This is a genomic window from Aeromonas bestiarum, from assembly GCF_028751155.1.
Lineage (GTDB): Bacteria > Pseudomonadota > Gammaproteobacteria > Enterobacterales > Aeromonadaceae > Aeromonas > Aeromonas bestiarum.
The window spans coordinates 3,733,135-3,757,485 of the sequence record NZ_CP064746.1; the positions used below are offsets into that span (position 1 = coordinate 3,733,135).

Below are 24,351 nucleotides of genomic sequence, written 5' to 3' on the forward strand. Positions count from 1 at the left end.
TTGGCAAAATGTGCGAATGAAAATTCGTAACCAAACTCAACCGGATACGAAAAATGGCAGGCCTGAGCCTGCCATTTTCCTGCAAGAAGGGGGCCAAGCCCCACATCATCAGGTTATTCGATTCCCAAGCCGGAAGCCGGTTTGATATTCCTGCTCACGGACGTGGGCGATCTGCACATTTTGCCCTTCCAGACCTATGTCTTTCAGCAAGGCAGGCGAGAGGTGCAGGTAACTGGTGCGGCGTTCCAGCCGGGTGATCCGTTTTTGAACCAAGGATTCGACGGTGCGCAGCAGGGTCAGTTCGATAGACATAATACTCTCCAGTTGAACGTGCGGTTCTCCCGGAGAGGGGGCATCACCCTGCGGGACAACCGCGGGTGATGAAAAAGCAGGTGTTACCTGTTTCCTCCACGCGGCAGAAAAAGAGCACGAATCTTCGCGCTGCTGATGCAGCGGTCGAACGCAACGTTTAGCATTGAATGTTGCATATCCGTCTCCTTACCGAGTGAAAGTTGAACAAGTTGCCACAGTCTAAAAAAAGACCGAATTTTATACAAGAACCTCACCCCCCATATGGGGAGTGAGCCATCTATCAATATCCAGACGAGACACAGGTCTCTCGCCCGTCAGCCGCACACATCCGCTCCCGGACGGCACGCACAGGATTTGCCTGGCGCGAGTCAGATCCCGGACAAGAGGCGGAACTCTTCCAGCGCATAGGTATCCGTCATGCCGCTCACATAGTCGAGCAGCAGCCGCACCCGGTAGTACCACTCCTGTTCGGCACCCTTGTCAAAACGGGGATCCCGGTTGGCCACCGCCAGCCGGTATGCCTTGAGATGACGGGCCGACAGGCGGTGAAACAGGCGGCGGGCGAAGAACAGCTCGCTGCCCCCCTGCCCGGCCAGCAGTCGCTCGAACTGGCTGGCGGGCAGCGCCAGCAGGCAGGCATAGGTGGAGAGCACGCCACGCAGGGCGGCATAGCCTTCCAGCTCCAGCGCCTCCACCTCGGGCCGCATGAACACCTGCTCGCGGGCCACCTGCTTGAGGGTGTCGAGCACCTGCGCCGCCGGCGCCTGACCGTGCAGCAACGCCTGGGGATAGGCGCCACTCAGTATGATGTCGTGCTCGCTCACATAGGTGTGGGCGGCCAGCGCGATCAGATCACGGGTAAGATGCTGGCGAAAATGGGGGAAGAAGCCTCTGTCAGAGGCGGTGGCATCCGCCAGCAAGCCCGCCATGTAGGCGCCCTCATCGGCCAGACGCAGCGCCTGTTGCAGCTCGCTCAGGCTGAGAATGCGCCTGTCCACCGCATCTTCGAGATCGGCGATGCAGTAGGAGATGTCGTCGGCCGCCTCCATGATGTAGACCAGCGGGTGGCGGCAACCGGGCGCCAGTCCCAGGCTCTGGCTCAGGGAACGGTAGAGGGGTTGTTCACTGAAGAAGATGCCGCGCTTGCTGGCCCAGCCATGATGCTGACCGTCGTGCAGGGGCTGCTGCGGATACTTGCACAGGGCGGCCAGCTGCCCCAGGGTCAGATTCAACTCGTGCAGGCTGTGCACCAGCCGCAGGCTCTGGGCGTTGCCGTCGAACACCAGCAGATCCTGGCGCAGTTCGGCCCACTGGGGGCTGGGCGCCTGGCCAAGGGCAGCGGCAAACAGATCATCCAGCGCCTGTGCCAGCCACTGGCTCATCACCTGCTCGCCAAAGTGGCCGAACGGCGGGTTGCCGACATCGTGCAGCAGGCAGGACATCTCCACCAGATTGATGAAGGCCCCCTCGCACACCGAGCCCGCCGGCAGCGCCGCCAGAACGCGGCGGCTGATCTGGCGGCCGGTCTCCTGCACCTCCAGCGAGTGAGTGAGACGGCTGCGCACCGAGGCCTTCACATCGAGCGGGAAGACCTGGGTCTTCTGCTGCAAGCGGCGCACCGGCGCGGCCTGCACTATGCGGGCACGATCCAGCTCGGTCGCCTCCAGCAGATCTTCGTCGCCCCAGCGATGGATGCGCTCGGGGGTAATCAAACGGCTATACATGTGCGGCTCCTTGCCTGCGACTCGCGTCTATGAGAGCAGCCAGCGTTTCAACCTGGCGATATCACCCGGACACTCGCGGCGCAGCGACTCTATCCAGTCCTCCACGTTCTCCCACCAGGCGGGGTGATCCGGGCTCTGGATCAGCTGGGCCAGCTGCTGCAGCCGGCGCAGACCGATGGAGCCGGCCGCCCCCTTGATCTTGTGTGCCTCCTCCACCACGCCGGCCTGATCGCGGGCGATCATGTTGGAGTCGAGCACCGCCATGTAGTCCGGCATCATCTTCTCGAACAGATCGACGCTGGAGAGCAGCACCGGCTTGCCCACCGTATCGGCGTAGTCGGTGAGGAAGGGCAAGTCCAGCAGCTCATCCTGGCTGCCCGCATCGGCCTGCTCGTCCGCCTCATCGTCGGCGAGATCCGCAAACAGGTGGCCAATCACCTCCCGCACAGCCCTGGAGCCCAGCGGCTTGTTGATCACATCCTGCATGCCGTGATCCCGATAGTACTGGCGATCGCCGGTGGCGTTGGCGGTGAGCGCCACCATGGGCGGCAAACTGTCGCCGTAGCGCTCAAGCAGCTGGGCCGCCACGTCGAAGCCGGTCATGTCCGGCAGCTGGATATCCAGCAGGATCAGGTCAAAGTCATCGGGATTGGCCATGGCCAGCGCCTGGGCACCGTCCCGCGCCACCTGCACCTGATGACCGAGCTTGTTGAGCAGGGCGCAAGCTACCGTTACGTTCAGCTCCACGTCCTCCACCAGCAGGATATCCAGGGAGGGCATCTCGGGCTCGGCGTCGGCGGCCTGAGGCTCGACGCAGTCCACCTCCAGCTCGGCGGTGAAGCAGGAGCCCTCACCCGGATCGCTGTCCACGTAAAGCTGGCCGCCCATGGCCTGTACCAGCTGACGGGAGACCGCCAGCCCTATGCCGGTGCCGGTGGCGTGCTTCTTGCCCTGCACCTGATAGTACATGGCGAAGATCTTCTCCTGCTGGGCGCGAGGAATGCCGACGCCGGTATCCTCCACCTCGAAGTGCAGGGCCAGCTTGCCCGGCTCATCGGCCGCGTGGGAGAGGCAACGTACCGTCACCCCGCCCTCATCGGTAAACTTGACCGCATTGCCCACCAGGTTCCACAACACCTGGCGCAACCGGGTGCCATCGGCCATCACGAATTGCGGCATGTCGCCGTCCCGGTCGAAATGCAGATAGAGCCCCTTCTGCTCCGCCTGGATGCGCGACAGTGTCTCCAGCTCGTCGAGGAAGGCGGGCAGGTCGATGGGGGTCGGTGCAATTTCCAGCCGGCGCCGGTCGAGTTTGTCCAGATCTATGATGTCGTTGAAGATGTTGCCGAGCGTCACCGCGCTCAGGTGGATGGTCTTGAGCTGCTGATGCTGCTTGGGATCGAGAGGCGTATCCATCAGCATTCGGCTCAGCCCCACTATACCGTTGAGCGGGGTGCGCAGCTCATGGCTGATGGTGGAAATAAAGGTGGTCTTGTCGCGGCTCGCCTTCTCCAGCTTGTCCTGATACTGCTTGCGCTCGGTGATGTCGCGGCCAAAGCCGAGCAGGCCGAGCCGCTTGCCGAAGCGATCGAAGAAGGGCACCTTGCGCAGCTCAAAGTAGGCCTTGCGACCGTCGGGGTACTCCAGCCACTGTTCATAGGTGAGCGGCTCGTTGCTGGCGAAGACCTGCTTGTCGGTCTCCACCACCTTGTTGGCTATCTCCTGCTTGTAGACGTCGAACGGGGTCAGCCCGATGAGTTCGGCCTCCACCTTGCCGGTGAGCTCCTCCATGGCGCGGTTGCAGCCGGAGAACTGTTCGTCTTCGTTGCGGTAGTAAACCAGATCGGGGGAGCAGTCGATGAAGGAGCGCAGCAGGGCGGTGCGCTCACCCAGATGCAGCTGGGCCTTCTCGCGCTGGAACACCTCGTTCTCCAGATCCTCGATCGCCTGCTGGCGCAGGGTCTCGGCCCGGTTGGTCTCGGCGATCTGGGCATTGAGGCGGCTGATGTTCTCCTGCAACTGGCTGTTGAGCTCCAGATCCCGCTCGCGCATGTCTTGCAGCTTGCGCACCATGCGGGTCAGCCGCTGGCGGGAATCCTCCAGCTGATCCACCACGATGGAGAGAAAATAGACGGCCCAGGGGGTGACCAGCAGGCCGAAGAAGACAGAGCGCACCAGATCGACAACGTCCACTGTGCCGCGCAAAAACAGGGTGACACCCATCTGGATGGAGACGGCCAGCACTATGATGGCGGTGGCCAGGAACATGCTGAAGCGCACCAGCCCCAGCTTGGTCATCAGGTCGACGTAATATTGCGCCCAGGATTTGATTTGTTTCATCTTGTTGTTTTCTCCCCCATATTCGCCGAACAGAATACCAGCACGGCGCGCCGAACTCTTGTGCCGTCGCACGATAAATTATCGATTAACCTCCTCCTTGCACTGGGGTAGCATGCCGGAGTCCATTCGGTCAGCCCGAGTTAAGCCTGGGTGGCTATAATGTCCGGCTGTTCAATTCAACCATCTGATATTTCAGGAGTCTCATCAATGCGCAATCTCACCCTGCTGAGTCTTGGTCTGCTGGCAGCCAATGCCGCCCACGCCGATCTGGGCGAGATCCCCAAGCAGTCCGGCTGGTCCGGCTTTCTGCTGGGCGGGGTCAACGCCGTCAGCTACAAGTCCAACTTCTATGCCGGCGATGACAACCACAGTCGCATCGATGACCTCGGCGCCCCCGACAGCGAGAGCGGCCTGACGCCGCTGCTCAATGCCGACATCCGCTACACCTTCGCCGATACCCGTACCCAGATCTTCCTCGGCAACCTGATCCAGGATGCGGTGCGCTTCGACTTCACCCAGCAGCTCGGCCTGCGTCAGGAGATGGGTGACAAGGGCATAGTCGCCACCTCGTTGGTGTTCAACGTCATGCCGGTCGAACTGTGGAGCGATCCCTTCGCCACCGGGGTGGATCGCAGCGCCACCGATGTAAAGTCAAAAGGGGTGCGTTTTGCCTGGGACAAGATCTGGGGCAGCAACTTCTACGGCACCCTGACCACCCGGGAAGTGGACATGGATGAGGAGCGCAGCGGCCAGCAGTATGACCAGAGCCACGGCACCCACTACGCCGATATGCTGGATCGCAACGGCAAGATGCACGACATGGAGCTCTCCTACCAGTGGCACTTTGGCGGCAACCAGTTGCTGGAGCCCGCCATCGTCTACAAGGAAGCCCGCCTCGACGGCAGCGCCGAGAGCTTCAAGAACACGGGTCTGAAGCTAACCTACGCCCAACGCGGTCCCCAGTGGTCCATCGTCAGCAACCTCTATGCCGGCAAGCGCAAGTATGACGAGGCAAACCCTCTCTTCGGCCAAAGTGCCGATGCGGACGAGTTTGCCATCAACGGCACCTTCTTCTGGCACAAGCTGTTCGGTGTCGATGCCCTCGCCGCCACCTTCACTGCGGCCTATTCCAGGGCCAACTCCGACATCGGCTTCTACGACAGCCAGTCCAGCCGCGTCAGTACCGGCCTGCTCTACAACTTCTAAGCCCTTCCCCGGCAACAAACAACAAGGCCACACATGAGACGTTGCGTAAGTCAGTTAAGGGTCTATTGACCTACCCTCCCATTGTAGGAAAACCCGGCTCCGGATTTTTTTAGGTGCTATCACAATTATGTGTTGGAAGGCTAATATTGAAGTAGGTCATCACTTTGAGGGCCACCATCATGAATACCCAAGCCTTTCAACACCTGTTGTCTATCTACCTTGCGTCAGCGACGTGTGACTCAGCATGAACTCACCGTACCACACCCCATCACCTCCCTGGTCAATCAGCTACCCGCTTCCAACTGCTGCACCCACTGTCAGGCTGACGCTGCCCACTTAGCCTCCAAGGACTGGAGCCGAGGACTGCGTCGCTACCGCGGCAAACAGTGTTAGCGCACCAGTTCTGCCCTCACCACCCCCCTTGGCCAGATTGCGCAGGGCCGAGTGCTGGGAAGACTATGCCCAGGCTCTCATCAACGGGCTCACCGTCCGTCAAGCAGCCATCCGCAGTGGCGTGTGCAAGAACACCGCCTTCTTGTGGCGTCACCGCTTCTTGAAGACCATGCCCACCCATCAGGCAACACGAGAGGAGGGAATTGTGGAAGGAGATGAAACCTTCTTCCTCGAATCGTTCAAGGGACAGCGAGGTTTACCTCGCCAGCCAAGGCATCGTGGTGGTAAAGGGTGAACCAGTGGGACCGGGCCGGAGACATCCCTGTGATAGTGGTGCAAGGCCGTGCAGGCCATCTGGCAGACTTCCAACTGGATAAGAGGGACGCCCAAACGGTCAGGGCGGTATTGGCCCCCTCATCACCCCCGCCGCGGTGCGCTGTAGCGATGGAGCCAGGGTGTATACCAGTTTCAGCACATTACAGGGTGTAACTCACCAGGTAGTGCGTAACCGTCAAGGTGAACGTGTGGTCGGAGCACACCATATCCAGCACGTGAACGACTATCACCATCGGCTGAAAGAGTAGATGGAAGGGTTTCATGGTGTGGCAACCCATTACCTGAGGAATTATCTGGGTTGGCGCAGGATGCTGGAGCGCTACGATAAGGGAGTGGGTATCAGGGATTGTCTGTATGAGGTGCTGGGGCGCCCCATGTAACACGTAATTGGGATATAGCCATTTTTTATGTCAATTGCAAACGACTTGAACTATGTCATGAGGGCATTGGGTGAAACCCTCACTCGGTTGGCGATCTTTGCCGAAAGCATCCCCAATGAACGGGTCTCCGCCGCCACATTATCTGCCAAGGCCACTACCCGTCAGCGCCGCTGCCATTATCTGGTCTTGTGGCTTGTGGTCGATGCTCGCTGACTGTGAACTGTCTCAGGCCCGCCAGTGACTCGGCAAACAGCCGGTTGAGTTGTTATTCAAGTAAACCGCCGGTGCCTGGTGACGAGAGCGCTATCTCCAGAACCAGTGGCAAGGTTTGCAAGTTTTCGTCATCAATGGTGCTCTGCTCAGAACGCAGGATATTTCTGAGCTCAGAGCCCATTTCGGCTCGGGTAACACCGTAACTGACCAGCAGACCCCCGATCCGATGCGGCGCTGATCACGTTGATGAATATCCGCTCGCATGTGCTCGCCAATGCGGCCATCAACCCGTACCTCAGGGGGAATCGCTCTGGCCAGCGATTTCATCACATCGCGGGCTGACGATTCGGTGACCCTACTGGATAAAGGGTTCTTCAGTGCCAACCTGTTGCTGCGCATCCAATATGGAAGAGTTAACCGCCAAATGTGCATGCCAATTTATAGCTAACCAACTGGCGGTGATGGCAGGGGCGCTGTCGCCATCCCATACGCCACGGCGACTGGAGAAGTTACTGAGCAGCATTGGTAGTATGTTCATCGAAAAACACCCCAGGCCATCAAGACCCGGGGAGATGAAGATATCCAAGGCCCGTTTTCCGGTGGATCGCAATGCAGCTCCGCTTCGTGAACAGCGTTGCCACCCAGAGGGTGGCCTTTTGCTTGTCAGGCAGATAGTCAGCTGGGCTTCAAGCGCGCTTACTCCTGGAAGTAGGTGCCCCAGCCGTCGTAGTCCACGCCGTATTTCTGAAGGATAGGCAGCATTTTTTCGATGTCGGCGACTATGGTCTCGATCTCCAGCTTGCACTCGACGGTGGCGTCGAAGCAGAAGATGGGGGCGCCGTCATCCAGCTCCATCTCTTCGGCATCTGTCACTTCAAAACCGGCCTTGAACAGGTCGACGGCGGCCTTCTCCAGCTGATCGAAATCCTGGCAGGCGAAGTGGTGCTCAATCTCGTATTCCAGATCCGGGTTGCTGCCATCGGCCAGCAACTCGTTGACGATGGCGGTGGTCTCTGCACGCCACTCTTGCATATCAAGACTCATATTAACCCCAGATGGTACTTGGTTGGTGTCAAATGCCGTCGGCCACAGGGTGCCTGTTCAGACTCGCTGCACCCCGGGCGGCATAGTTGCGGCAAAGCATACCCGCAGAGCGCATCCGGCTCAATGCGGCAAACCAAGATAGCGGGTCCGCCACGGCCACCCCAAATGGGGTGCCATCACAAAAGGTTAATAAAGTGTAATCTGCCACCGCCCACAACATGCCCCATACGGAACTTCATCAGAGAGGTTGTCAGCGGCATAACGCAATCGAAAAGCACTTTAATATCAGTACTATCAACCAGCCTGAACACGGTGACAAGGCCAGGCCCGGGGTGTATCAAGGGACGCGGGCGGAGCACTGCCCGTACGGAAAGAGGAGCCAGCAGGGCTCCCTTTTTATCATGTGAAGGAGCACATAGATAATGCCTAAAAAAACAATAATGAGCCTGCTCATGGGCTCAACCCTTATGATTGGAAATCACGCCATGGCCGCCCCGGTGCATGGCCCGTTCGATGCCCCTCTGGCGGACGAGGTAAAGGTGCTGGAGATGCTCAAAAAGAGCGGCCGCATCCCGACCCTGGCCTCTCCCGAGATGGAACAGGCTGCCCTCGCCAGCTTCTACCGCGAAAAGTCACGAGCCTACAACGGCAGCAGTGGCACCCTGGCGGTGAAAGAGGGCAAGGTGCGGGAGACCATCCTCAAGAAGATCCGCTTCAACGGCACGGCCCGTCCCGGCGATCGGGTACCGACCCTGCTGCTCAAGGCCATCGAGAAGGAGCACTACCAGGGCAAGATGCGCAAGGACAAGATCCTCGCCATCCTGGTGGACTTCCCCGATTACCCTAAGAACAGCGTCAGCCCCGAACTCACCAAGATGTACTACCCGGATTACACCCAGGCGCACTACAACGACCTGCTGTTCTCCGACAAGGGCTATGCCGGCCCGAACGGCGAGAAGTTCATCTCCATGCGCCAGTTCTACGAGCAGCAATCCGGCAAGAGCTACAGCGTGCGCGGTCAGGTGGCGGGCTGGTATACCGCCAGCAAGAATGCCGCCTACTACGGTGCCAATGCCACCCCGAACACCATACGGGACCTGGTGAAGGAGGCGCTGATCCAGGTAGCGAACGACCCCGCCATCGATCTGGCCCAGTTTGACCAGGAGGATCGCTACGATCTGAACGGCAACGGCAACCGGGACGAGCCAGACGGCCTCATCGACCACCTGATGATCTTCCACTCCAGCGTCGGTGAAGAGGCTGGCGGCGGCGATCTCGGCGAGGATGCCATCTGGGCACACCGCTGGAACCTGGGTGCCCCCTTCCCCATCCCCGGCACCAGCAGCCCGCACGGCAGCTTCGGCGGCCAGTTTGCGGCCTACGACTACACTATCCAGCCCATCGATGCGGCGGCCGGGGTCTGCGCCCACGAATATGGCCACGATCTGGGGCTGCCGGACGAGTACGACACCAAGTACACCGGCAAGGGGGAGCCGGTGGCTACCTGGTCCATCATGTCCTCCGGCTCCTGGGCCGGGGTCATAGGCGGCACAGAGCCGACCGGGTTCTCCGCCTGGGCCAAGGAGTTCCTGCAGGCCTCCCTCGGCGGCAACTGGCTGCATGGCAGCAATGTGCAGCTCGCCGACCTCAGCCCCCGCGGCAATGTCTACATGCTGGATCAGGCCAATGACAAGGGTCGCAACGACGACGTGGTGCGCATCAACCTGCCCGCCAAGCAGATACCGCTCAACCCGCCCTACGCCGGCCAGTACCAGTACCACGGCGGCAAGGCCAACAACCTGGACAACCGCATGAGCCTCAGGCTGGATCTGAGCGGCAGGCAGAGCGCCAGCCTGGCGTTCAAGGCCTGGTATCAGATTGAAGAGGGATATGACTACGCCAGGGTGCTGGTCAACGGCCAACCCATTGCGGGCAACCTGACCACCAGCGACGATCCGAACGGCGTCGGCTTCGGCGTCGGCATCACGGGCAACTCCAATGGCTGGACCGATGCCGAGTTCGACCTGACCCCCTGGGCCGGTCAGCAGATCACCCTGACCCTGCAATACCAGAGCGATGGCGGCGTGGCCGAAAACGGCCTGTTCGTGGATGAGCTCCAGGTGGCTGCCGATGGTGAGGTGCTGCTGAGCGACGGGGCCGAGGGCAGTTCTGCCTTTACCCTGACCGGCTTCGTGAAGAGCAACGGCAACGAGGCCAAGGATCACTACTACCTGGCCGAGTGGCGCAACCACGCCGGGGTCGACAAGGGGCTGGCCCACATCAATGTGGCCGATCAGCTGATGCGCTACGAGCCGGGCATGCTGCTCTGGTACGTGGACAACAGCCAGGCCAACAACTGGGTGGGAACCCATCCGGGTGAGGGCTTCCTCGGGGTGGTGGATGCGGATCAGCGCACCCTTATGTGGAGCGATGGGGCCGTGGCCGGTACTCGCTACCAGATCCACGATGCCACCTTCAGCCTGGGCTTCCAGCAACCGCTCAACCTCAAGCACCCGAGCGGCTCCTTGCTGCGCGACTTCTGGATCACCCCGAACCGGGTGTTCAAGGATTCCCGCAGCTACCAGAGCAAGGAGATCCCGGATGCAGGTCGTCTGCTGCCCGAGTATGGCCTCAAGATCAGCGTCACAGGCCAGGCCCGTGACATGAGCACAGGCAGGATCATCGTCAGCCGTCATTGAGTCATGGCACTGGCGTTCAGGGGGCCTCAGGCCCCCTTTTTCATGGCAGCAAACAGGCAAGACAGCACAACAGGGCACGAATGAGGGAAAAAACGGATGACAAGCGGGCAAATTGTTCGGTTATCGAGCGAACGGTGCAGCAATCTGCGCCCTGCGGTTGACACCCGAACGCAGAAAGGGTTTAATGCGCGCCGTTGCCCAGATAGCTCAGTCGGTAGAGCAGGGGATTGAAAATCCCCGTGTCGGCGGTTCGATTCCGTCTCTGGGCACCAATAATTCCTCCTTAGTTCAGTCGGTAGAACGGCGGACTGTTAATCCGTATGTCGCTGGTTCAAGTCCAGCAGGAGGAGCCAAATTTGAAAAGCCCGCTCATCGAGCGGGCTTTTTTCATTCCGGTCAGCTGCCGTTGCAGGCCGCCAATAGCAGCGTTGCCCCACAGGTGGCGCTAAACAGCCACAGGCCCGTTTGCAACACCCCCTCCGGATCCACCTCTTTTTCTCTTTTCCTGAATCGTATCCACTTAGGCTTCATCGAGCCCACCTCAACCTGTTGCGGCGCGTATCCCCTGCCCAGCTCGGCAGGCGAGCCATCTTTGTGTAAGCACCAGCCAGCGTCAACTCCCTTGTCGACAATAAATTCATCAGCCAGACGCCCGCGTCCCGACTCATGACAATGTTAACAATTTGGAAAACCGGCGTGACCCATACCCATGCCAGGGCTATGATGAGGCCGACGATTTTCCTACCCTCAGGGAGACCCAAGATGAGCAGCCCCTTGCGTTACGTGCTGGACGGCATCCATTGCGAGCCACACTTCTTCACCGTGCCCCTCGACCACCAGCAGCCGGACGACGAGGAGACGCTCACCCTGTTTGGTCGTACCCTCTGCCGCCAGGACAGACTGGACGACGAGCTGCCCTGGTTGCTGTTCCTGCAGGGAGGCCCCGGCTTTGGCGCCCCGCGCCCGACTGCCGACAGCGGCTGGCTCAAGCGGGCCCTGCAGGAATTTCGGGTATTGCTGCTCGATCAGCGCGGCACGGGTCACTCGGCCCCCATCAGCGCCGATGCGCTGGCCCAGCTCACGGCCCGGCAGCAGGCGGATTATCTCAGCCACTTTCGCGCCGACAGCATAGTGCGCGACGCGGAATGCATTCGCGAGATCTTGAGCCCGGACCGCCCCTGGAGCCTGCTCGGCCAGAGCTTCGGCGGTTTTTGCAGCCTCACCTATCTCTCCCTGTTCCCGGACAGCCTGCACGAGGTCTACCTTACCGGCGGGGTAGCCCCCATAGGCCGCAGTGCAGATGAGGTCTACCGCGCCACCTATCAACGGGTGGCGGACAAGAACCGCGCCTTCTTCGCCCGCTTCCCCCATGCCCAGGCCATCGCCAACCGGCTGGCCAATCACCTGCACCGCCACGAGGTACGCCTGCCCAACGGCCAGCGTCTGACGGTGGAGCAGTTGCAGCAGCAGGGGCTGGATCTCGGCGCCAGCGGCGCCTTCGAGGAGCTCTACTACCTGCTGGAAGACGCCTTCATCGGCGAGCGGCTCAACCCCGCCTTCCTCTATCAGGTACAAGCCATGCAGCCGTTCAACACCAATCCGGTGTTCGCCATATTGCATGAGTCCATCTACGCCGAAGGGGCCGCCAGCAACTGGGCGGCCGAGCGGGTCAGAGGCGAGTACCCGGCCCTGGCCTGGGCGCCGGACAAGGACTTCGCCTTCACCGGCGAGATGATCTTCCCCTGGATGTTCGAGCAGTTCCGCGAGCTGATCCCCTTGAAGGAAGCCGCCCACCTGCTGGCCAAGAAGGCCGATTGGGGGCCGCTCTACGACCCGGCGCAACTGGTCCGCAACACAGTGCCTGTGGCCTGCGCCGTCTATGCCGAAGACATGTATGTGGAGTTCGACTACAGCCGCGAGACCCTCAAGGGCCTCGGCAACAGCCGCGCCTGGATCACCAATGAATACGAGCACAACGGCCTGCGGGTCGATGGCGAGCAGATCCTGGACCGACTCATCCGCTTGAACCGGGATCGCTGATCCCGACCGGGCGACGAGCCCGCAGCCATAACACCATAATATCGAGGGCGACCCATGAGTCGCCCCGCCCCCTGGAAGCAGCACAATAATAAGGACACCAATTGGATCACCCGGAAATCTCGGCCGGCTGGCTGAGCCGCCTCTTCTATCACTGGACGGGCCCGCTGCAACGCAAGGGGCTGAAAGAGCCCCAGGTCGGCCTCGACGACCTCTATCCCCTGCTGCCGGAAGACAGACGCGATGGCAGGGCCGATGCCTTCCTTCGACTCACAGCCCGCGCGCCTGTGCGTCCCTGGCCCATCACCGCCTTCATCTGGCGCCATTACAAGGGGAGGATTGGCCTGCTCACCCTGTTGCAACTGCTCGGCATGCTGGCCACCCTGGCCAGCCCCTGGCTGCTCAACCACAGCATGACCCAGCTCGGCGCGGGCGCCCCCACGGAGCAGAAATTGCTGCTTGCCTTCGCCCTGTTTGCCTCGGTGCTGGCCGCCGGCATGCTGGCGGAGCACTCGCTGCAGCTGGCGCTCAAGATGCACGTTCCCATTCGCCGTCTGCTGGCCGAAGCCCTGCTCGCCAAGGTGATGAAGCTCGGCGGCAAGAGCTTCGACGACAGGGCCGGTGGCCGGGTGCAGAACCTCATCAACCGGGACGTGTGGGACATTACTTGGATTCTTGCGGACCCCGCCATGCCGCTCACCATGGCACTGCAGCTGCTCGGCACCATAGCCCTGCTGGTGTGGCAGGTGGGCAGCGCCGGTCTGGTAGGCTTTGCGGTGCTCACCCTGCTGCTGCTCATCTCCACCCGGGTGGTGCGGCGGATGAACCAGCAGGAGCAGCAACTCAAGCGCCAGCAGGACGAGCGCAACGGCATACTGGCGGAATACATCAAGAAGCTGCGGCTGGTGCGCCAGAACGGGCTCGGCGCCTTCTTCACCCGGGCGGCCAACAACAAGCGCCAGCAGGAGCTGGGGGTGCTGGGTCGGGTGCTCAAGCTCGACGCCATCAACGAGAGCCTGATGCTGAGCACGCCGCTGCTGGTGACGCTCGCCACCTTCACCACCTATCTGATGTCGGGACAGAGCCTGACCCTGCCCCAGGTGTTCACCACCATAGCCCTGTTCGCCGTGCTGCGGATCCCCATGATGCGGCTGCCCTATCTCATCCGCACCCTGATCAACTTCAACACCGGCTTCAACCGGCTGTGCGAGTTCCTCAACAGCCCGGAGCAGCACAGGGATCTGACCGATGCCAGCCTGCCCGTCGGCAGCCTGCGGATCCAGGACGTCACCGCCCTGCACCAGCAAAAAACTGTGCTGCAGGGGGCCAGCCTCATCATACAGCCGGGGGAACTGGTGGGGATCACGGGCACCACCGGGGCCGGCAAGAGCTGCCTGCTGCACCTCATCGCCGGCTTTGACGACAGTTTCGAGGGGGAGATACGCCGTCACGGCCGGGTCGCCCACCTGGGTCACAAGCCTTGGCTGATGAACGACACCATCCGCAACAACATCTTGTTCGGCCAGCCCTGGCACGGCGAACGCTATCGCTGGGTGCTGGGGGCCTGCGCCCTCGGCGCCGACCTCAGCCTGCTCAGCCACGGCGATCAGACCCTGGTGGGGGAGCTCGGTACCCGCCTCTCCGGCGGTCAGCAGCAGCGGGTCGCCCTGGCCCGCGCCCTCTATGCCCAGGCCGATATCCTGCTGCTGGACAACCCCCTCTCGGCGCTGGACCCCATCGTCTCGGCCCAGGTGCTGGAGCAGGGGCTCGCCTTCAAGCCGGGACCGACCCGGCTGCTGGTGAGCCACGACCCTGACGTGCTGGCCCACTGCGATCGGGTGATCCGCATAGAGCAGGGCCAGTTGGTGGAGCTCGATGCCCACCAGCTGGCGGACCTCATCCAGCATCCGCTCCCCGCCCCCATGGTGGCCCCCCAGGAAGCGGAACAGTTCAACGAAGAGAAGGTGGTGGAAGGCAAGGTGGACTGGGGCCTGTTCGGCTTCATGTGGCAGCGTCTCGCCGCCCCCGGCGCCATCCTGATCGCCCTGCTGCTTACCCTGGGCCAGGAGGGGCTGCGCATCGCCTCGGATCTCTGGCTCGGCGGCAAGGCCGGCCTCACCGAGGTGAGCGAGCTGCTCGGCATCTATGTGCTGCTGGGAGCAGGCTCTCTCACCTGCATCATGGTGGTGCGGATCATCAACTACAAGCTGGGGCTCAAGCTGGCCTGGACCCTGTTCGACGGCATGCTGAGCCGCATCAGCCGCGCCTCCATGGCCTTCTTCGACAAGGTGCCGCAGGGGCGCATCCTCAACCGCTTCGATCGGGATCTCGGAGAGGCGCAGGAGATACTGCTGTCCATGCTGATGGGGCTGTTCGGCATGCTCATCTCCGTGCTGCTGCAGGTGGTGGTGATCGGCGTCAACATGCCGCTGCTGCTGCTCATCGCCCCTCTGGTGGGCTGGGCACTCTACGTGCTGCAGCGACGCTACCGGGCGGTGCAGCTCAAGCTGCGGCGGCAGGCATCCGTGCTGCGCTCGCCGCTCTACATCAGCATCAGCGAGACCATTCGCGGCGCCCCCGCCCTGCGTCTGGCCGGGGCCGAGCGCTTCGCGCTGGATCAGGTGCTGCTGCACTATGACAACAACCTGCGCAGCTGGTACACCACCACCTCCATCAACCGCTGGCTCGGCATGCACCAGACCCTGCTCTCTGCCGCCCTGGTGGGCGCCGTGGCGCTGATGGTGGCCTTTGGCAACAGCTCGCTGCTGGGGGCCGTGGCCATCACCTACGCCTTCACCGCCTCGGCCATGCTCAACTCCCTCATTCGCACCTTCGCCGAGGTGGAGCAGGTGATGAATGCGGTGGAGCGGGTGCGCGAGTACAGCGAAATCGAGAGCGAACGCCAGCATGGGGAAGCGCTGGCGACGCCCCATCCCGGGGTGCGCTTTGACAACCTGGGGCTGCGCTATCCACAAGCCAGCCAATGGGCCCTGCACAAGGTGAACTTCGAACTGGCCCCCGGCGAGAAGGTCGGCGTGTGCGGGCGCACCGGCGCGGGCAAGAGCTCGCTGCTCGGGGTGCTGCAGGCCATGTACCCGGCCTCCCAGGGAGAGATCCATTACGGCGATCAGCCACTGTCCCGGCTTGCACCGGAGGCGGTGCGCGATCTCTACGACACAGTCTCCCAGACGCCTCTCACCTTCTTCGGCACCCTGCGCGCCAATCTGGCGCCGCTGACCAAGCAGGATGACGAGGCGCTGGAGCAGGCGCTGGCCCGGGTCGGTCTGGCCGAGCGCTGCGCCGGCCGGCTGGACGAGGATCTCGACAAGCTGCAGCTGTCGGCCGGCGAGACCCAGCTGCTGGTGATCGCCCGCATCCTGCTGTCACGCCGTCCGCTCATAGTGCTGGACGAGGCGACGTCGGATCTCGATCACGGCGGCATGCGCAAGATGGCGGAGCTGCTCTATCGCTACCGGCCCGAGGCCAGCTATCTGGTGATCGCCCACCATCTGGAGCCGCTGCTGTCGGTGGACAAGGTGGTGGTGATGGAGGCGGGAACCGTGGTGGAACAGGGCTCGCCGGTCAGCCTGCTGGCCAACTCCCACTCCCGCTTCCATCAGCTGTTCGTGGGCCAGGTCAATCGGCAGGTGGCCCAGATAAGCTGAGGCCGAAAATAACAAGGGCTGCTCGCGGGCAGCCCTTGTTCTTTGGTGGAGCCTCAACGCTCCATGATCTGGGTGACGTCGTCCTTCTTGATCATCACCTCCCGCCCTTCGGTATCGTAATAGCGGTACATGCCGGTGCTCTCATCCAGCTTGGGCTTGCTGTCGGTGGTGATCATCTTCCCGTCCTTGGTACTCATGATGTATTGAGAGCTACACGCCACGAGTCCCAGTGCACACACCAGGATCATCATCAGTTGCTTCATCGCCTGTCTCGTCTCCCTCTTCACCCTCACCACGAGGATGGTGACTGAAGCCTAGCTCAACCCCATTGCCCCGGAAAAACAGATTGCCGGAACGGGATCCATGTCAAAAATCAGCTACTTACGACCACCCGGCTTGCCACTGCCTCCGGTGCCCGGGCCGCAGCCGAGCGCCAGCCGATCCGCCGCGGCCCTGGCCTGTACCAGGCCATAGCCATAGCTGTTGTCGCGCCCAGGCGCACCCAGATCCTGGGCACTGCTGCGCAGGGTCTGGCGCAGTTGATCGTTACTGCACTCCAGCCGCTGTGACCAGGCCAAAGCGGCGACCCCGACCACGTGCGGCGTCGCCATCGAGGTGCCGCTGTAGTTGGCATAGCCGGTCGGCACGGTCGACAGCACGGCGACGCCGGGGGCCGCCAGCTCCACCTGATCGTTGCGTTGGGAGAAGTACGCCAGCTGCTTGTTGGCATCGATGGCGGCCACGCTCACCACGCTGCCATAGGAGGCCGGGTAGGATTTGCTGGTATTGCCCGCGTTGCCTGCCGCTGCCACGCTCAGCACGTTCTGGCCATAGGCCTGATTGAAGGCCTGCTCCTCCGTCTTGCTGGGCACATTGCCCCCCAGGCTCATGTTGATGACCATGCGGGTAAAGCCGCGACTGGTCATCCCCTGCTTGCAGGCGTTGAGGGCCCCCACCAGGTTGGAGGTATAGGCCCAGCCGTTGGCGCCGAACACCTTGATGATGTGCAGCGGCACGCTCTGGTTTGGCAATACCCCGACCACGCCTATGTCGTTGCCCCCCACGGCGGCTATGGTACCCGCCACATGGGTGCCGTGCCCGTTCTCGTCACTGCTCCAGCTGCCGGTGCCTGCGTTGTCACTGCCCTGCACCTGAGCCCCGTGGGGCAGATCCGGGTGGGCGCCGCTGTAGCCTGAATCTATGATGCACACCAGCACCTCTCCCGCCGCCGCGTCACTGAGCAGTGGAGCCTGCACCATGGGAATGCCGTAGGGCAGGGTCTCGGCGCTGGTGTAGCGTTTGGCATCCGGCTCGACCCACAACACCTTGGGGTTGCGGGCCAGGGCCGCGGCCGCCACCTGGGGCAACCAGAGCGCCAGCGCATGCTGTTCAGGTAGCTGCAATGCCAGTTCGCCGCCCATTCCCTTGCTCTGGGCCAGCACAGCCGTCTCGGCACCCGCTGCCAGCTGCACCAGATAGCGGGCCCGCTCGGCGGCCATGGCGCCCTGCCCCAGCACGCCTGCCACCAGCAGGCCTATCCATATCCGTCTCATAGGTCACTCCTTGCATCGACCTGATTGTCACTCGCAAAGTGTAGTGCCCGGCTGGCGCAGGCCCGAGCGGATACAAAAAGGCCGGACATCTGTCCGGCCTCGTGATCACTATTGGCTCATGGCTTGGCGGGTTGACGCTCGCCGGTCACGATGGGGTTCTTGGGATCCGAGCTCCACTCATACCAGCCGCCGTCGTAGACGCTGATCCGCTTCCAGTCCATCAGCCAGGCGTAGAAGAATGCCTCGGAGGCGCGCCAGCCGGTACCGCAGTAGAAGGCGGCCTGCTGGGCAGGCTCGATATTCCACTCGTCCCACATAGTGAGGATCTCCCCGGCCGGCTTCATGGTGCCATCCGGGTTGTGGAAATCGCTCATGCTGTTGGCATCCACGCCGCCGCGACCCCACTTGGCCCCCGGGATGTCGCCCTTCGGCTTGATGTAGCTGTAGCCGGAGGTGTTGCCGACAAACTCGTCCCAGGTACGCACGCTGACCAGGGCGCCATCGGGCTGCTTGAGCAGCGCCTTGGCCTGGCTCAGGGTGGTGTAGTACTCGGGATGGGCCGGAATGGCGACCCCAAACTCCTTCACCGGCTCATATTTGTTGGGCAGGCCGGTCTCGGTGCGCAGGTGCTGCACGAACCAGGCATCCAGACCGCCGTCCAGCAGGCGCACGTCCTGCACGCCGGCATACATCATCAGATGCGCCGCGCGGGCAGCGGCCATGGTGTTGCGACCATAGAGGATGACTGTGGTGTCGTGACGGATGCCGTTCTCCAGCAGCAGCGCCTTGAGCGCCTCGTCAGAAACCTTGTTCCACAGCGGCTCCTCTTCCAGACGGTTGGTATCTATGTAGCCGGCCCCCGGGATGTGGCTCAGCAGGTAGGCCTTGGGTGAACCCCAATCCACCTCGAACAGCTTCCAGTCCCCTTTCGGCGCCGCCGCGACCGGCTTGCCTTCCTGCAGATCCGCCAACCAGCGCGGATAGACCAGCTGCTGCCAGCGCACCAGATGCTCGCGCGGCGCGGCTTGCCAGCCTTGCAGCTCGAACAGCTGCTTGATGCCCTGCTTGCGCAGCATGCGGGCCACTTCGGCCACTTCCCGCGGCGCGCCATAGAGGGCGACCGGACGATCGGCTTTCAGGCCCTTGATCTCGAGCGCCTTGGGCCACTCGTCATCGCTGTATTTCCAGTCGGCGGAGAGGTTCTCGGCGCCGGCCACATGGCCGCCCTGTTTCTCGCCTTCCATCGGCCAGCCCTGATAGAAGTGGCTGGCACGGGTGTCCAGCATGACCGCCTGCTTGCTCTTGGCGTCGGCCAGCGAGAGCGGCGGCAATTCGGCGGCAAAGGCGGGCAGTGCGCACCAGAGCAGTAAGGTCGCCAGCGCGGCCTGCAGGAAGCGAAGATGTCGTTTCATGGTGATGTCTCGATTCATAGTGAACAGGGTTAAAAAATGGAGCGGCCCAGCCGCTCGGCCAGCAGCTCCAGCGCCGCCGTTCCCGCCAGCGAGTTGCCCGCCTTGTTGAGCTCGGGCGACCAGACACAGATGCAGAGCTCACCGGGGATGAGCGCCATGATACCCCCTCCGACCCCGGATTTGCCCGGCATACCGACCCGATAGGCAAAATCACCGGCCTCGTCATAGAGGCCGCAGGTGGCGAGCAGCGCATTGACCTGCTTGGTGGTGCGAGCCGGCAACAGCGGCGTGCTCTCGCCAAGCGGCAGCCCGCGATTGGCCAGATAGAGGAAAGTACGCGCCAGATCGACGCAGCTCATGCGAATGGCACAGGCATTGAAGTAGCTCTGCAACACCTTGTCCACTTCATTCTCGAAGTTGCCATAGGCCTTCATCAGATAGGCGATGGCCGCATTGCGGGCAGAGTGCTGGTATTCGGAGCGCGCCACCACCTGATCCGCCATGATGGCCGGATTGCCACAGAGGCGACGCACCAGCTCCAGGGTGCGCTGGCGCGGGGCCGTGAGCCGGGTCTCCAGCAGATCGCTCACCACCAGGGCACCGGCATTGATGAAGGGATTGCGGGGAATGCCGTGCTCGAACTCCAGCTGCACCAGGGAGTTGAACGGCTGGCCGGAGGGCTCCTTGCCGACCCGGGCCCAGATCTCCTCTTCCTGATAGAGGGTGAGGGCCAGGGTCAGGCTCAGGGCCTTGGAGATACTCTGGATGGAGAAGGGCTCGAAGGCGTCACCTGCGGTGAACAGCTCCCCCTCCACGGTACAGACGGCAATGCCGAGCCGGTCGGCCGGCACCCGGGCCAGGGCGGGAATGTAGTCGGCCACCTTGCCCTGTCCGAGCAGCGGGCGCACCTCTGCCAGAATGCTGGCCAGTAATTCGGATGACAACACCATAAAGGATTCCATGACTAAAACGGGTGTGGAGATCCCATCCCCACCGACAAAAATCCCGCCAGCGGCGGGACTTGTCTATCTACCCACAACAAGGCGCCTGCAACAGGCGACCGAGTCTCAGGCCGGTTCACCGTACCAGAGGTCGAACAGCTCGGTGACCACCACGGCTTCCATCCCCTTGCTTTCCAGCCAGGATTTGACGACGGCGCGGTCTTCTTCGGTACATTTGCCCAGTTGCTGAGTGCAGATCATCCCTTCCCAGGCCAGGTGGCCTGAACCGGCGAAAGCCAGTCTACGGGGTTCAACAACCTCATCGATCATCGCATCGACTACTGTATCGATGGTCGCTTCGGCAGTGCCGACCGGGAAGTTGAAACTGATGTCGAATCCCATTTCCTGGAATTCGTCGACTCGCAGTTTCTTACGCAGACGGCGGCTACGATTGGCCATGATAGCTCCTTAGGTTAGTTGACTCGTTAAATTAGTTAACGCGTTTGAAAATCAGATCCCAAACCCCGTGGCCCAGACGATGGCCCCGTTGTTCGAATTTGGTCAGCGGACGCCAGTCGGGACGAGCCACCCAGTTGCCGGTGGCGGAGGTGTTTTCGTAGCCCTCGGCGACGCTCATCACTTCCAGCATGTGTTCGGCATAGTTTTCCCAGTCGGTGGCCATGTGGAACACGCCACCTATGGCCAGCTTCTGGCGGATATCCTGGGCAAATGCCGGCTGCACTATGCGGCGCTTGTGGTGACGGCTCTTGTGCCAGGGATCCGGGAAGAACAGCTGCAGGCAGGCCAGCGAGCCGTTCGGGATCATGTGCTCCAGCACTTCCACCGCGTCGTGGCAGATGACCTTGAGATTGGTGACGCCCGCTTCCTGGGCTGTGCCGAGGCAGGCACCCACACCCGGCGAGTGCACCTCGATGCCGATGAAGTTTTTCTCGGGGGCATTCTTGGCCATCTCCACCAGGGAGGCGCCCATGCCGAAGCCTATTTCCAGCACCACAGGGGCCTCACGGCCAAACAGGGCGACCAGATCGAGGGGCGCTGGCGCGAAATCGATACCCATGACCGGCCAGAGCTCTTCCAGAGCCTTCTCCTGCCCTTTGGTCAGGCGGCCTTCGCGACGGACAAAGCTGCGGATCTTGCGCATGAACTTGCCGTCTTCGTTAAATACATCTTGGGTCACAGGCATAATCAAATTGCTCGTTATTGCATCGGTCTGGGTCACAGACGACAGGAATGAATTGTTCGTTATTTCATCACCCAGGGTCACTGACGACATGAATGAATTGCTCGTTGCTTCATCACCCTGAGTCACGGATCTCGTGGATGAATGGCGCGTTATTTCATCAATGCACGAAACTGGGTAGCGAATTATCCCAAGATAGGCCCAAGGCGCAAGTGTTTCGCGAAACAAATCCCCCGTCCCTGACCAATTCCGCCACAAGGATTGACAAATGCCACCCCGTTCACAGAATCTGCCAGGCGCCGGGCGCATGCTGGCCTGCGCAAATAAAACCATACACAACAAAGGATTGCAGTATGAAACACACAGCATTGGCGTTTGCCATCACAGCCCTGCTGGCAGGGTGCAACACCTCCACCAATGATTCGCAGGCCCCCACCGCCGCCGAGCAGGCCTATGAGTATCTGGTGCAGTTGAGCTCGACCGCCGAAGGGATCGGGGCCAGACCCACGGGCTCAGAGGCCGAGACCCGCGCCGCCGCCTGGATCCAGGATCACCTGGCTGGCTGGGGTTACGAGGTGCAAAACCAGCCCTTCACCTACACCAAGAGCGGGGCCAGCAAGACCTCCCAGAACCTCGTCGCCGAGCTCAAGGGCCAGAGCGACAAGGTGATCCTGATCGGCGCCCACTACGACAGCACGGGCGACAAGAAGGGTTCTGAAGGGGCAACCGACAACGGTGCCGGCGTCGCGGCCCTGCTGGCGGTGGCCGAGGCGCTCAAGGGGCAGACCCTGCCCTACACGGTGCGCTTCGCCTTCTTCGGCGCGGAGGAGAACGGCCTCAACGGCTCCAAGGCCTATGCCGCCAGCCTCGACAGCACCGCCATTGCCCGCCTGCTGGCCATGGTGAACTACGACACCATAGCCGGGGGCGACATCGTCTACGTTCACTCGGCCCACTCCGACGTGGCCGAGTACAACTGCGCCGATCCGAGCCGCTACAGCTTCGATCCCAAGGTGCGGGATCGCCTGCTGGCCGTCTCCAAGCTGACCGCCACCCCGTTTGCCATCCACCCCAGCTACGCCGGCTATCCGGAAGGGGAGACAGGCAGTTGGTCGGATCATGCGCCGTTCGCCTGCCTGGGGGTGCCCATCGCCTACGTGGAGGCCACCAACTTCACCATCAACGGAGCGGATGGCTATGACGGCTACTCCCAGACCACCAATCCGGCGCTGTGGGACTGCTACGACGACGCCACCAAGAGCGCCTGCGACCGGGACAGCGAGACCCAGTGGGGCAAGATCTGGCATACCCAGTACGACCGCCTCGACAAGATGGCCGAGCTGTTCCCGGGCCGGGTGGAGCAACAGCTCAGCGCCAATACGGATCTGATGATCCGCTTCCTCAAGGAGCCGGGTCTGTAACGCCGGCGACTCGTCAATGGCGCGCGCTGGCCCGGGATCAATTCAGGGCTTTTTGCGCTCCACGGCCGCCCCCGGCCGATAAAATTCGGGCAGGTGCCAAACCTGCCCTTTTTTATCGATTTTTGTTACAGCCATTGCCTCATTTTTTAAATCTGATACAAACGGATAACCTGGCGGTCGAATGGAGCGACCGCTCACCATGCCAGAGAGAGTCCTATGCAGCCGTTTTTTGCCCAGCGCTTCGAGAAGGTAGAGCCTTCCTTTATCCGCGAGATCCTCAAGGTCGCCGCCAATCCGGAGATCATCTCCTTTGCCGGTGGCCTGCCCAATCCGCACCTGTTCCCGGTCAAGGCCATCGATCAGGCCTGCCAGGACGTGCTGCGCGAGCAAGGGGCCGCCGCCCTGCAGTATGCCGCTACCGAGGGCTTCGCCCCACTGCGTCAGTACATAGCCGACCGCTATCTGGCCCGCCACGGCATGCGCGTCAACCCGGACAACATCCTCATCACCAGCGGCTCCCAGCAGGCGCTGGATCTGCTGGGCAAGGTGCTGATCGACGAGGGTCAGGATCTCATCATCGAAGAGCCGGGTTACCTCGGCGCCATCCAGGCCTTCTCCGTCTATCAGCCCGCCTTCAAGCCCATCACGCTGGGGGAAGAGGGACTGGATCTGGCGGCGCTGGATACGCTGCTGGCCAGCGGCTCCAATGCCAAGCTGCTCTACGGCGTGCCCAACTTCCAGAACCCGAGCGGCGTCTCCTACAGCCGTGCCAACCGCGAGGCGCTGGCCGAGCGACTGGTCAGCCACGAGCTGCTGATGGTGGAAGACGACCCCTATGGCGAGCTGCGCTTCGAGGGTGAACACCTGCCCCCCATCGCCAAGCTGGCGCCGAACAATACTGTGCTGCTCGGCTCCTTCTCCAAGACGGTGGTGCCTGCCTTCCGCCTCGGCTGGATGCTGGTACCGGACTGGCTGCGCAAGAAGGTCACCATCGCCAAGCAGGCCACCGACCTGCACAGCAACGCCTTCAGCCAGCAGGTGCTGCACCGCTTCCTGATCGACAACTCGCTGGATGCCCATCTGGAGAAGATCAAGGAGGTCTATGGCCGCCAGCGTGCCGCCATGGAGGCCGCCCTGGCCCGTCACTGCCCGCCCGGCGTGAGCTACACCCGACCGGAAGGGGGCATGTTCCTCTGGCTGACCCTGCCTTCGAGTGTCAGCGCCATGGCGCTGTTTGACGAGGCGATCAAGGAGAAGGTGGCCTTCGTGCCCGGCGCCCCCTTCTATGTGCGCCCCGAGATCCAGAACACCCTGCGGCTGAGCTTCTCCTGCGTGGACGAGGCCACCATAGAGGAGGGGGTCAAGCGACTGACCCGCGCCCTCGCCCGCATGCTCTGACGAGCCACGGCATGAAAAAAACCAGCGACCTCGGTCGCTGGTTTTTTTATGTCCCACCCTCTGCGGAGCCGGACAA

16 protein-coding genes, 2 tRNA genes and 2 pseudogenes are annotated in these 24,351 nt (G+C 62.1%); 10 read left to right on the top strand and 10 right to left on the bottom strand.

Annotation, left to right across the window (positions count from 1 at the left end; genetic code table 11):
• Nucleotides 1–108 precede the first annotated feature (108 nt).
• From IU367_RS17240 to arcB, 3 genes are all read right to left on the bottom strand, one after another.
• Nucleotides 109–312: a hypothetical protein gene (locus tag IU367_RS17240; protein ID WP_042039391.1), complete on the bottom strand. Its 204-nt coding sequence runs from the start codon at nt 310–312 to the stop codon at nt 109–111.
• Nucleotides 313–680: 368 nt separating this feature from the next.
• The gene (gene dgt / locus IU367_RS17245; protein WP_274452550.1) at nt 681–2,036 is read right to left on the bottom strand and encodes a dGTPase; all 1,356 of its coding nucleotides are present in this window, start codon (nt 2,034–2,036) and stop codon (nt 681–683) included.
• Between the two features lie 27 nt (nt 2,037–2,063).
• A complete protein-coding gene (gene arcB / locus IU367_RS17250; RefSeq protein ID WP_043554868.1) occupies nt 2,064–4,376 on the bottom strand; it encodes an aerobic respiration two-component sensor histidine kinase ArcB in 2,313 nt (770 codons plus the stop codon).
• 207 nt (nt 4,377–4,583) lie between these two features.
• On the opposite strand from arcB, the gene IU367_RS17255 reads away from it, so the two are divergent.
• From IU367_RS17255 to IU367_RS17265, 3 genes and pseudogenes are all read left to right on the top strand, one after another.
• Entirely contained in the window at nt 4,584–5,582 is a 999-nt protein-coding gene (locus IU367_RS17255) for a DUF2860 family protein (RefSeq protein WP_274452551.1), read from the top strand.
• A 179-nt stretch (nt 5,583–5,761) separates the two neighbouring features.
• A pseudogene (locus IU367_RS17260) lies at nt 5,762–6,691 on the top strand (IS1595 family transposase).
• A 27-nt stretch (nt 6,692–6,718) separates the two neighbouring features.
• Nucleotides 6,719–7,530, top strand: a pseudogene (locus tag IU367_RS17265) (transposase); the annotation flags it as partial.
• A 70-nt stretch (nt 7,531–7,600) separates the two neighbouring features.
• Here the strand turns inward: IU367_RS17265 and rraB are convergent.
• Nucleotides 7,601–7,948: a ribonuclease E inhibitor RraB gene (gene rraB / locus IU367_RS17270; RefSeq protein ID WP_080741122.1), complete on the bottom strand. Its 348-nt coding sequence runs from the start codon at nt 7,946–7,948 to the stop codon at nt 7,601–7,603.
• Between the two features lie 452 nt (nt 7,949–8,400).
• On the opposite strand from rraB, the gene IU367_RS17275 reads away from it, so the two are divergent.
• From IU367_RS17275 to IU367_RS17295, 5 genes are all read left to right on the top strand, one after another.
• Nucleotides 8,401–10,647: an immune inhibitor A domain-containing protein gene (locus IU367_RS17275; RefSeq protein ID WP_274452552.1), complete on the top strand. Its 2,247-nt coding sequence runs from the start codon at nt 8,401–8,403 to the stop codon at nt 10,645–10,647.
• Nucleotides 10,648–10,843: 196 nt separating this feature from the next.
• A tRNA-Phe gene (locus IU367_RS17280) sits at nt 10,844–10,919 on the top strand.
• Nucleotides 10,920–10,924: 5 nt separating this feature from the next.
• Nucleotides 10,925–11,000, top strand: a tRNA-Asn gene (locus IU367_RS17285).
• Nucleotides 11,001–11,409: 409 nt separating this feature from the next.
• On the top strand, nt 11,410–12,687 hold the full coding sequence (locus IU367_RS17290) for an alpha/beta hydrolase (protein WP_274452553.1): 1,278 nt from the start codon (nt 11,410–11,412) through the stop codon (nt 12,685–12,687).
• A gap of 101 nt (nt 12,688–12,788) precedes the next feature.
• Complete coding sequence (locus IU367_RS17295; protein ID WP_274452554.1) at nt 12,789–16,349, top strand: ATP-binding cassette domain-containing protein; 3,561 nt, start codon at nt 12,789–12,791, stop codon at nt 16,347–16,349.
• Nucleotides 16,350–16,402: 53 nt separating this feature from the next.
• On the opposite strand, the gene IU367_RS17300 is transcribed toward IU367_RS17295, so the two are convergent.
• From IU367_RS17300 to trmB, 6 genes are all read right to left on the bottom strand, one after another.
• Nucleotides 16,403–16,612, bottom strand: a complete 210-nt coding sequence (locus tag IU367_RS17300) for a YgdI/YgdR family lipoprotein (protein ID WP_042870938.1) — start codon at nt 16,610–16,612, stop codon at nt 16,403–16,405.
• A 114-nt stretch (nt 16,613–16,726) separates the two neighbouring features.
• Nucleotides 16,727–17,902 carry a S8 family peptidase gene (locus tag IU367_RS17305; protein ID WP_274452555.1) on the bottom strand — a complete coding sequence of 392 codons (1,176 nt, stop codon included), beginning with the start codon at nt 17,900–17,902 and terminating at the stop codon, nt 16,727–16,729.
• A gap of 116 nt (nt 17,903–18,018) precedes the next feature.
• Nucleotides 18,019–19,314 (bottom strand): sulfurtransferase, encoded by a 1,296-nt coding sequence (locus tag IU367_RS17310; RefSeq protein WP_274452556.1) that lies wholly within the window; start codon nt 19,312–19,314, stop codon nt 18,019–18,021.
• Between the two features lie 29 nt (nt 19,315–19,343).
• Complete coding sequence (glsB, locus tag IU367_RS17315) at nt 19,344–20,264, bottom strand: glutaminase B (protein ID WP_172955285.1); 921 nt, start codon at nt 20,262–20,264, stop codon at nt 19,344–19,346.
• Between the two features lie 117 nt (nt 20,265–20,381).
• On the bottom strand, nt 20,382–20,714 hold the full coding sequence (locus IU367_RS17320) for a YggL family protein (RefSeq protein ID WP_042037566.1): 333 nt from the start codon (nt 20,712–20,714) through the stop codon (nt 20,382–20,384).
• Nucleotides 20,715–20,745: 31 nt separating this feature from the next.
• Nucleotides 20,746–21,459, bottom strand: a complete 714-nt coding sequence (gene trmB / locus IU367_RS17325) for a tRNA (guanosine(46)-N7)-methyltransferase TrmB (RefSeq protein ID WP_241326759.1) — start codon at nt 21,457–21,459, stop codon at nt 20,746–20,748.
• 350 nt (nt 21,460–21,809) lie between these two features.
• Here trmB and IU367_RS17330 point away from each other — a divergent pair, with 350 nt between their 5' ends.
• Nucleotides 21,810–22,877, top strand: a complete 1,068-nt coding sequence (locus IU367_RS17330) for a M28 family metallopeptidase (protein ID WP_241326760.1) — start codon at nt 21,810–21,812, stop codon at nt 22,875–22,877.
• Between the two features lie 216 nt (nt 22,878–23,093).
• Complete coding sequence (locus tag IU367_RS17335; RefSeq protein ID WP_274452557.1) at nt 23,094–24,275, top strand: aminotransferase-like domain-containing protein; 1,182 nt, start codon at nt 23,094–23,096, stop codon at nt 24,273–24,275.
• Nucleotides 24,276–24,351 lie beyond the last annotated feature (76 nt).

What these genes read in the sequence shown, in the direction of transcription:
- IU367_RS17320 (WP_042037566.1), bottom strand. Translation starts at nt 20,714, where the DNA reads ATGGCCAATCGTAGCCGCCGTCTGCGTAAGAAACTGCGAGTCGACGAA.
- IU367_RS17240 (WP_042039391.1), bottom strand. Translation starts at nt 312, where the DNA reads ATGTCTATCGAACTGACCCTGCTGCGCACCGTCGAATCCTTGGTTCAA.
- dgt (WP_274452550.1), bottom strand. Translation starts at nt 2,036, where the DNA reads ATGTATAGCCGTTTGATTACCCCCGAGCGCATCCATCGCTGGGGCGAC.
- glsB (WP_172955285.1), bottom strand. Translation starts at nt 20,264, where the DNA reads ATGGTGTTGTCATCCGAATTACTGGCCAGCATTCTGGCAGAGGTGCGC.
- trmB (WP_241326759.1), bottom strand. Translation starts at nt 21,459, where the DNA reads ATGCCTGTGACCCAAGATGTATTTAACGAAGACGGCAAGTTCATGCGC.
- arcB (WP_043554868.1), bottom strand. Translation starts at nt 4,376, where the DNA reads ATGAAACAAATCAAATCCTGGGCGCAATATTACGTCGACCTGATGACC.
- IU367_RS17330 (WP_241326760.1), top strand. Translation starts at nt 21,810, where the DNA reads ATGAAACACACAGCATTGGCGTTTGCCATCACAGCCCTGCTGGCAGGG.
- IU367_RS17290 (WP_274452553.1), top strand. Translation starts at nt 11,410, where the DNA reads ATGAGCAGCCCCTTGCGTTACGTGCTGGACGGCATCCATTGCGAGCCA.
- IU367_RS17300 (WP_042870938.1), bottom strand. Translation starts at nt 16,612, where the DNA reads ATGAAGCAACTGATGATGATCCTGGTGTGTGCACTGGGACTCGTGGCG.
- IU367_RS17275 (WP_274452552.1), top strand. Translation starts at nt 8,401, where the DNA reads ATGGGCTCAACCCTTATGATTGGAAATCACGCCATGGCCGCCCCGGTG.
- IU367_RS17310 (WP_274452556.1), bottom strand. Translation starts at nt 19,314, where the DNA reads ATGAAACGACATCTTCGCTTCCTGCAGGCCGCGCTGGCGACCTTACTG.
- rraB (WP_080741122.1), bottom strand. Translation starts at nt 7,948, where the DNA reads ATGAGTCTTGATATGCAAGAGTGGCGTGCAGAGACCACCGCCATCGTC.
- IU367_RS17255 (WP_274452551.1), top strand. Translation starts at nt 4,584, where the DNA reads ATGCGCAATCTCACCCTGCTGAGTCTTGGTCTGCTGGCAGCCAATGCC.
- IU367_RS17305 (WP_274452555.1), bottom strand. Translation starts at nt 17,902, where the DNA reads ATGAGACGGATATGGATAGGCCTGCTGGTGGCAGGCGTGCTGGGGCAG.
- IU367_RS17335 (WP_274452557.1), top strand. Translation starts at nt 23,094, where the DNA reads ATGCAGCCGTTTTTTGCCCAGCGCTTCGAGAAGGTAGAGCCTTCCTTT.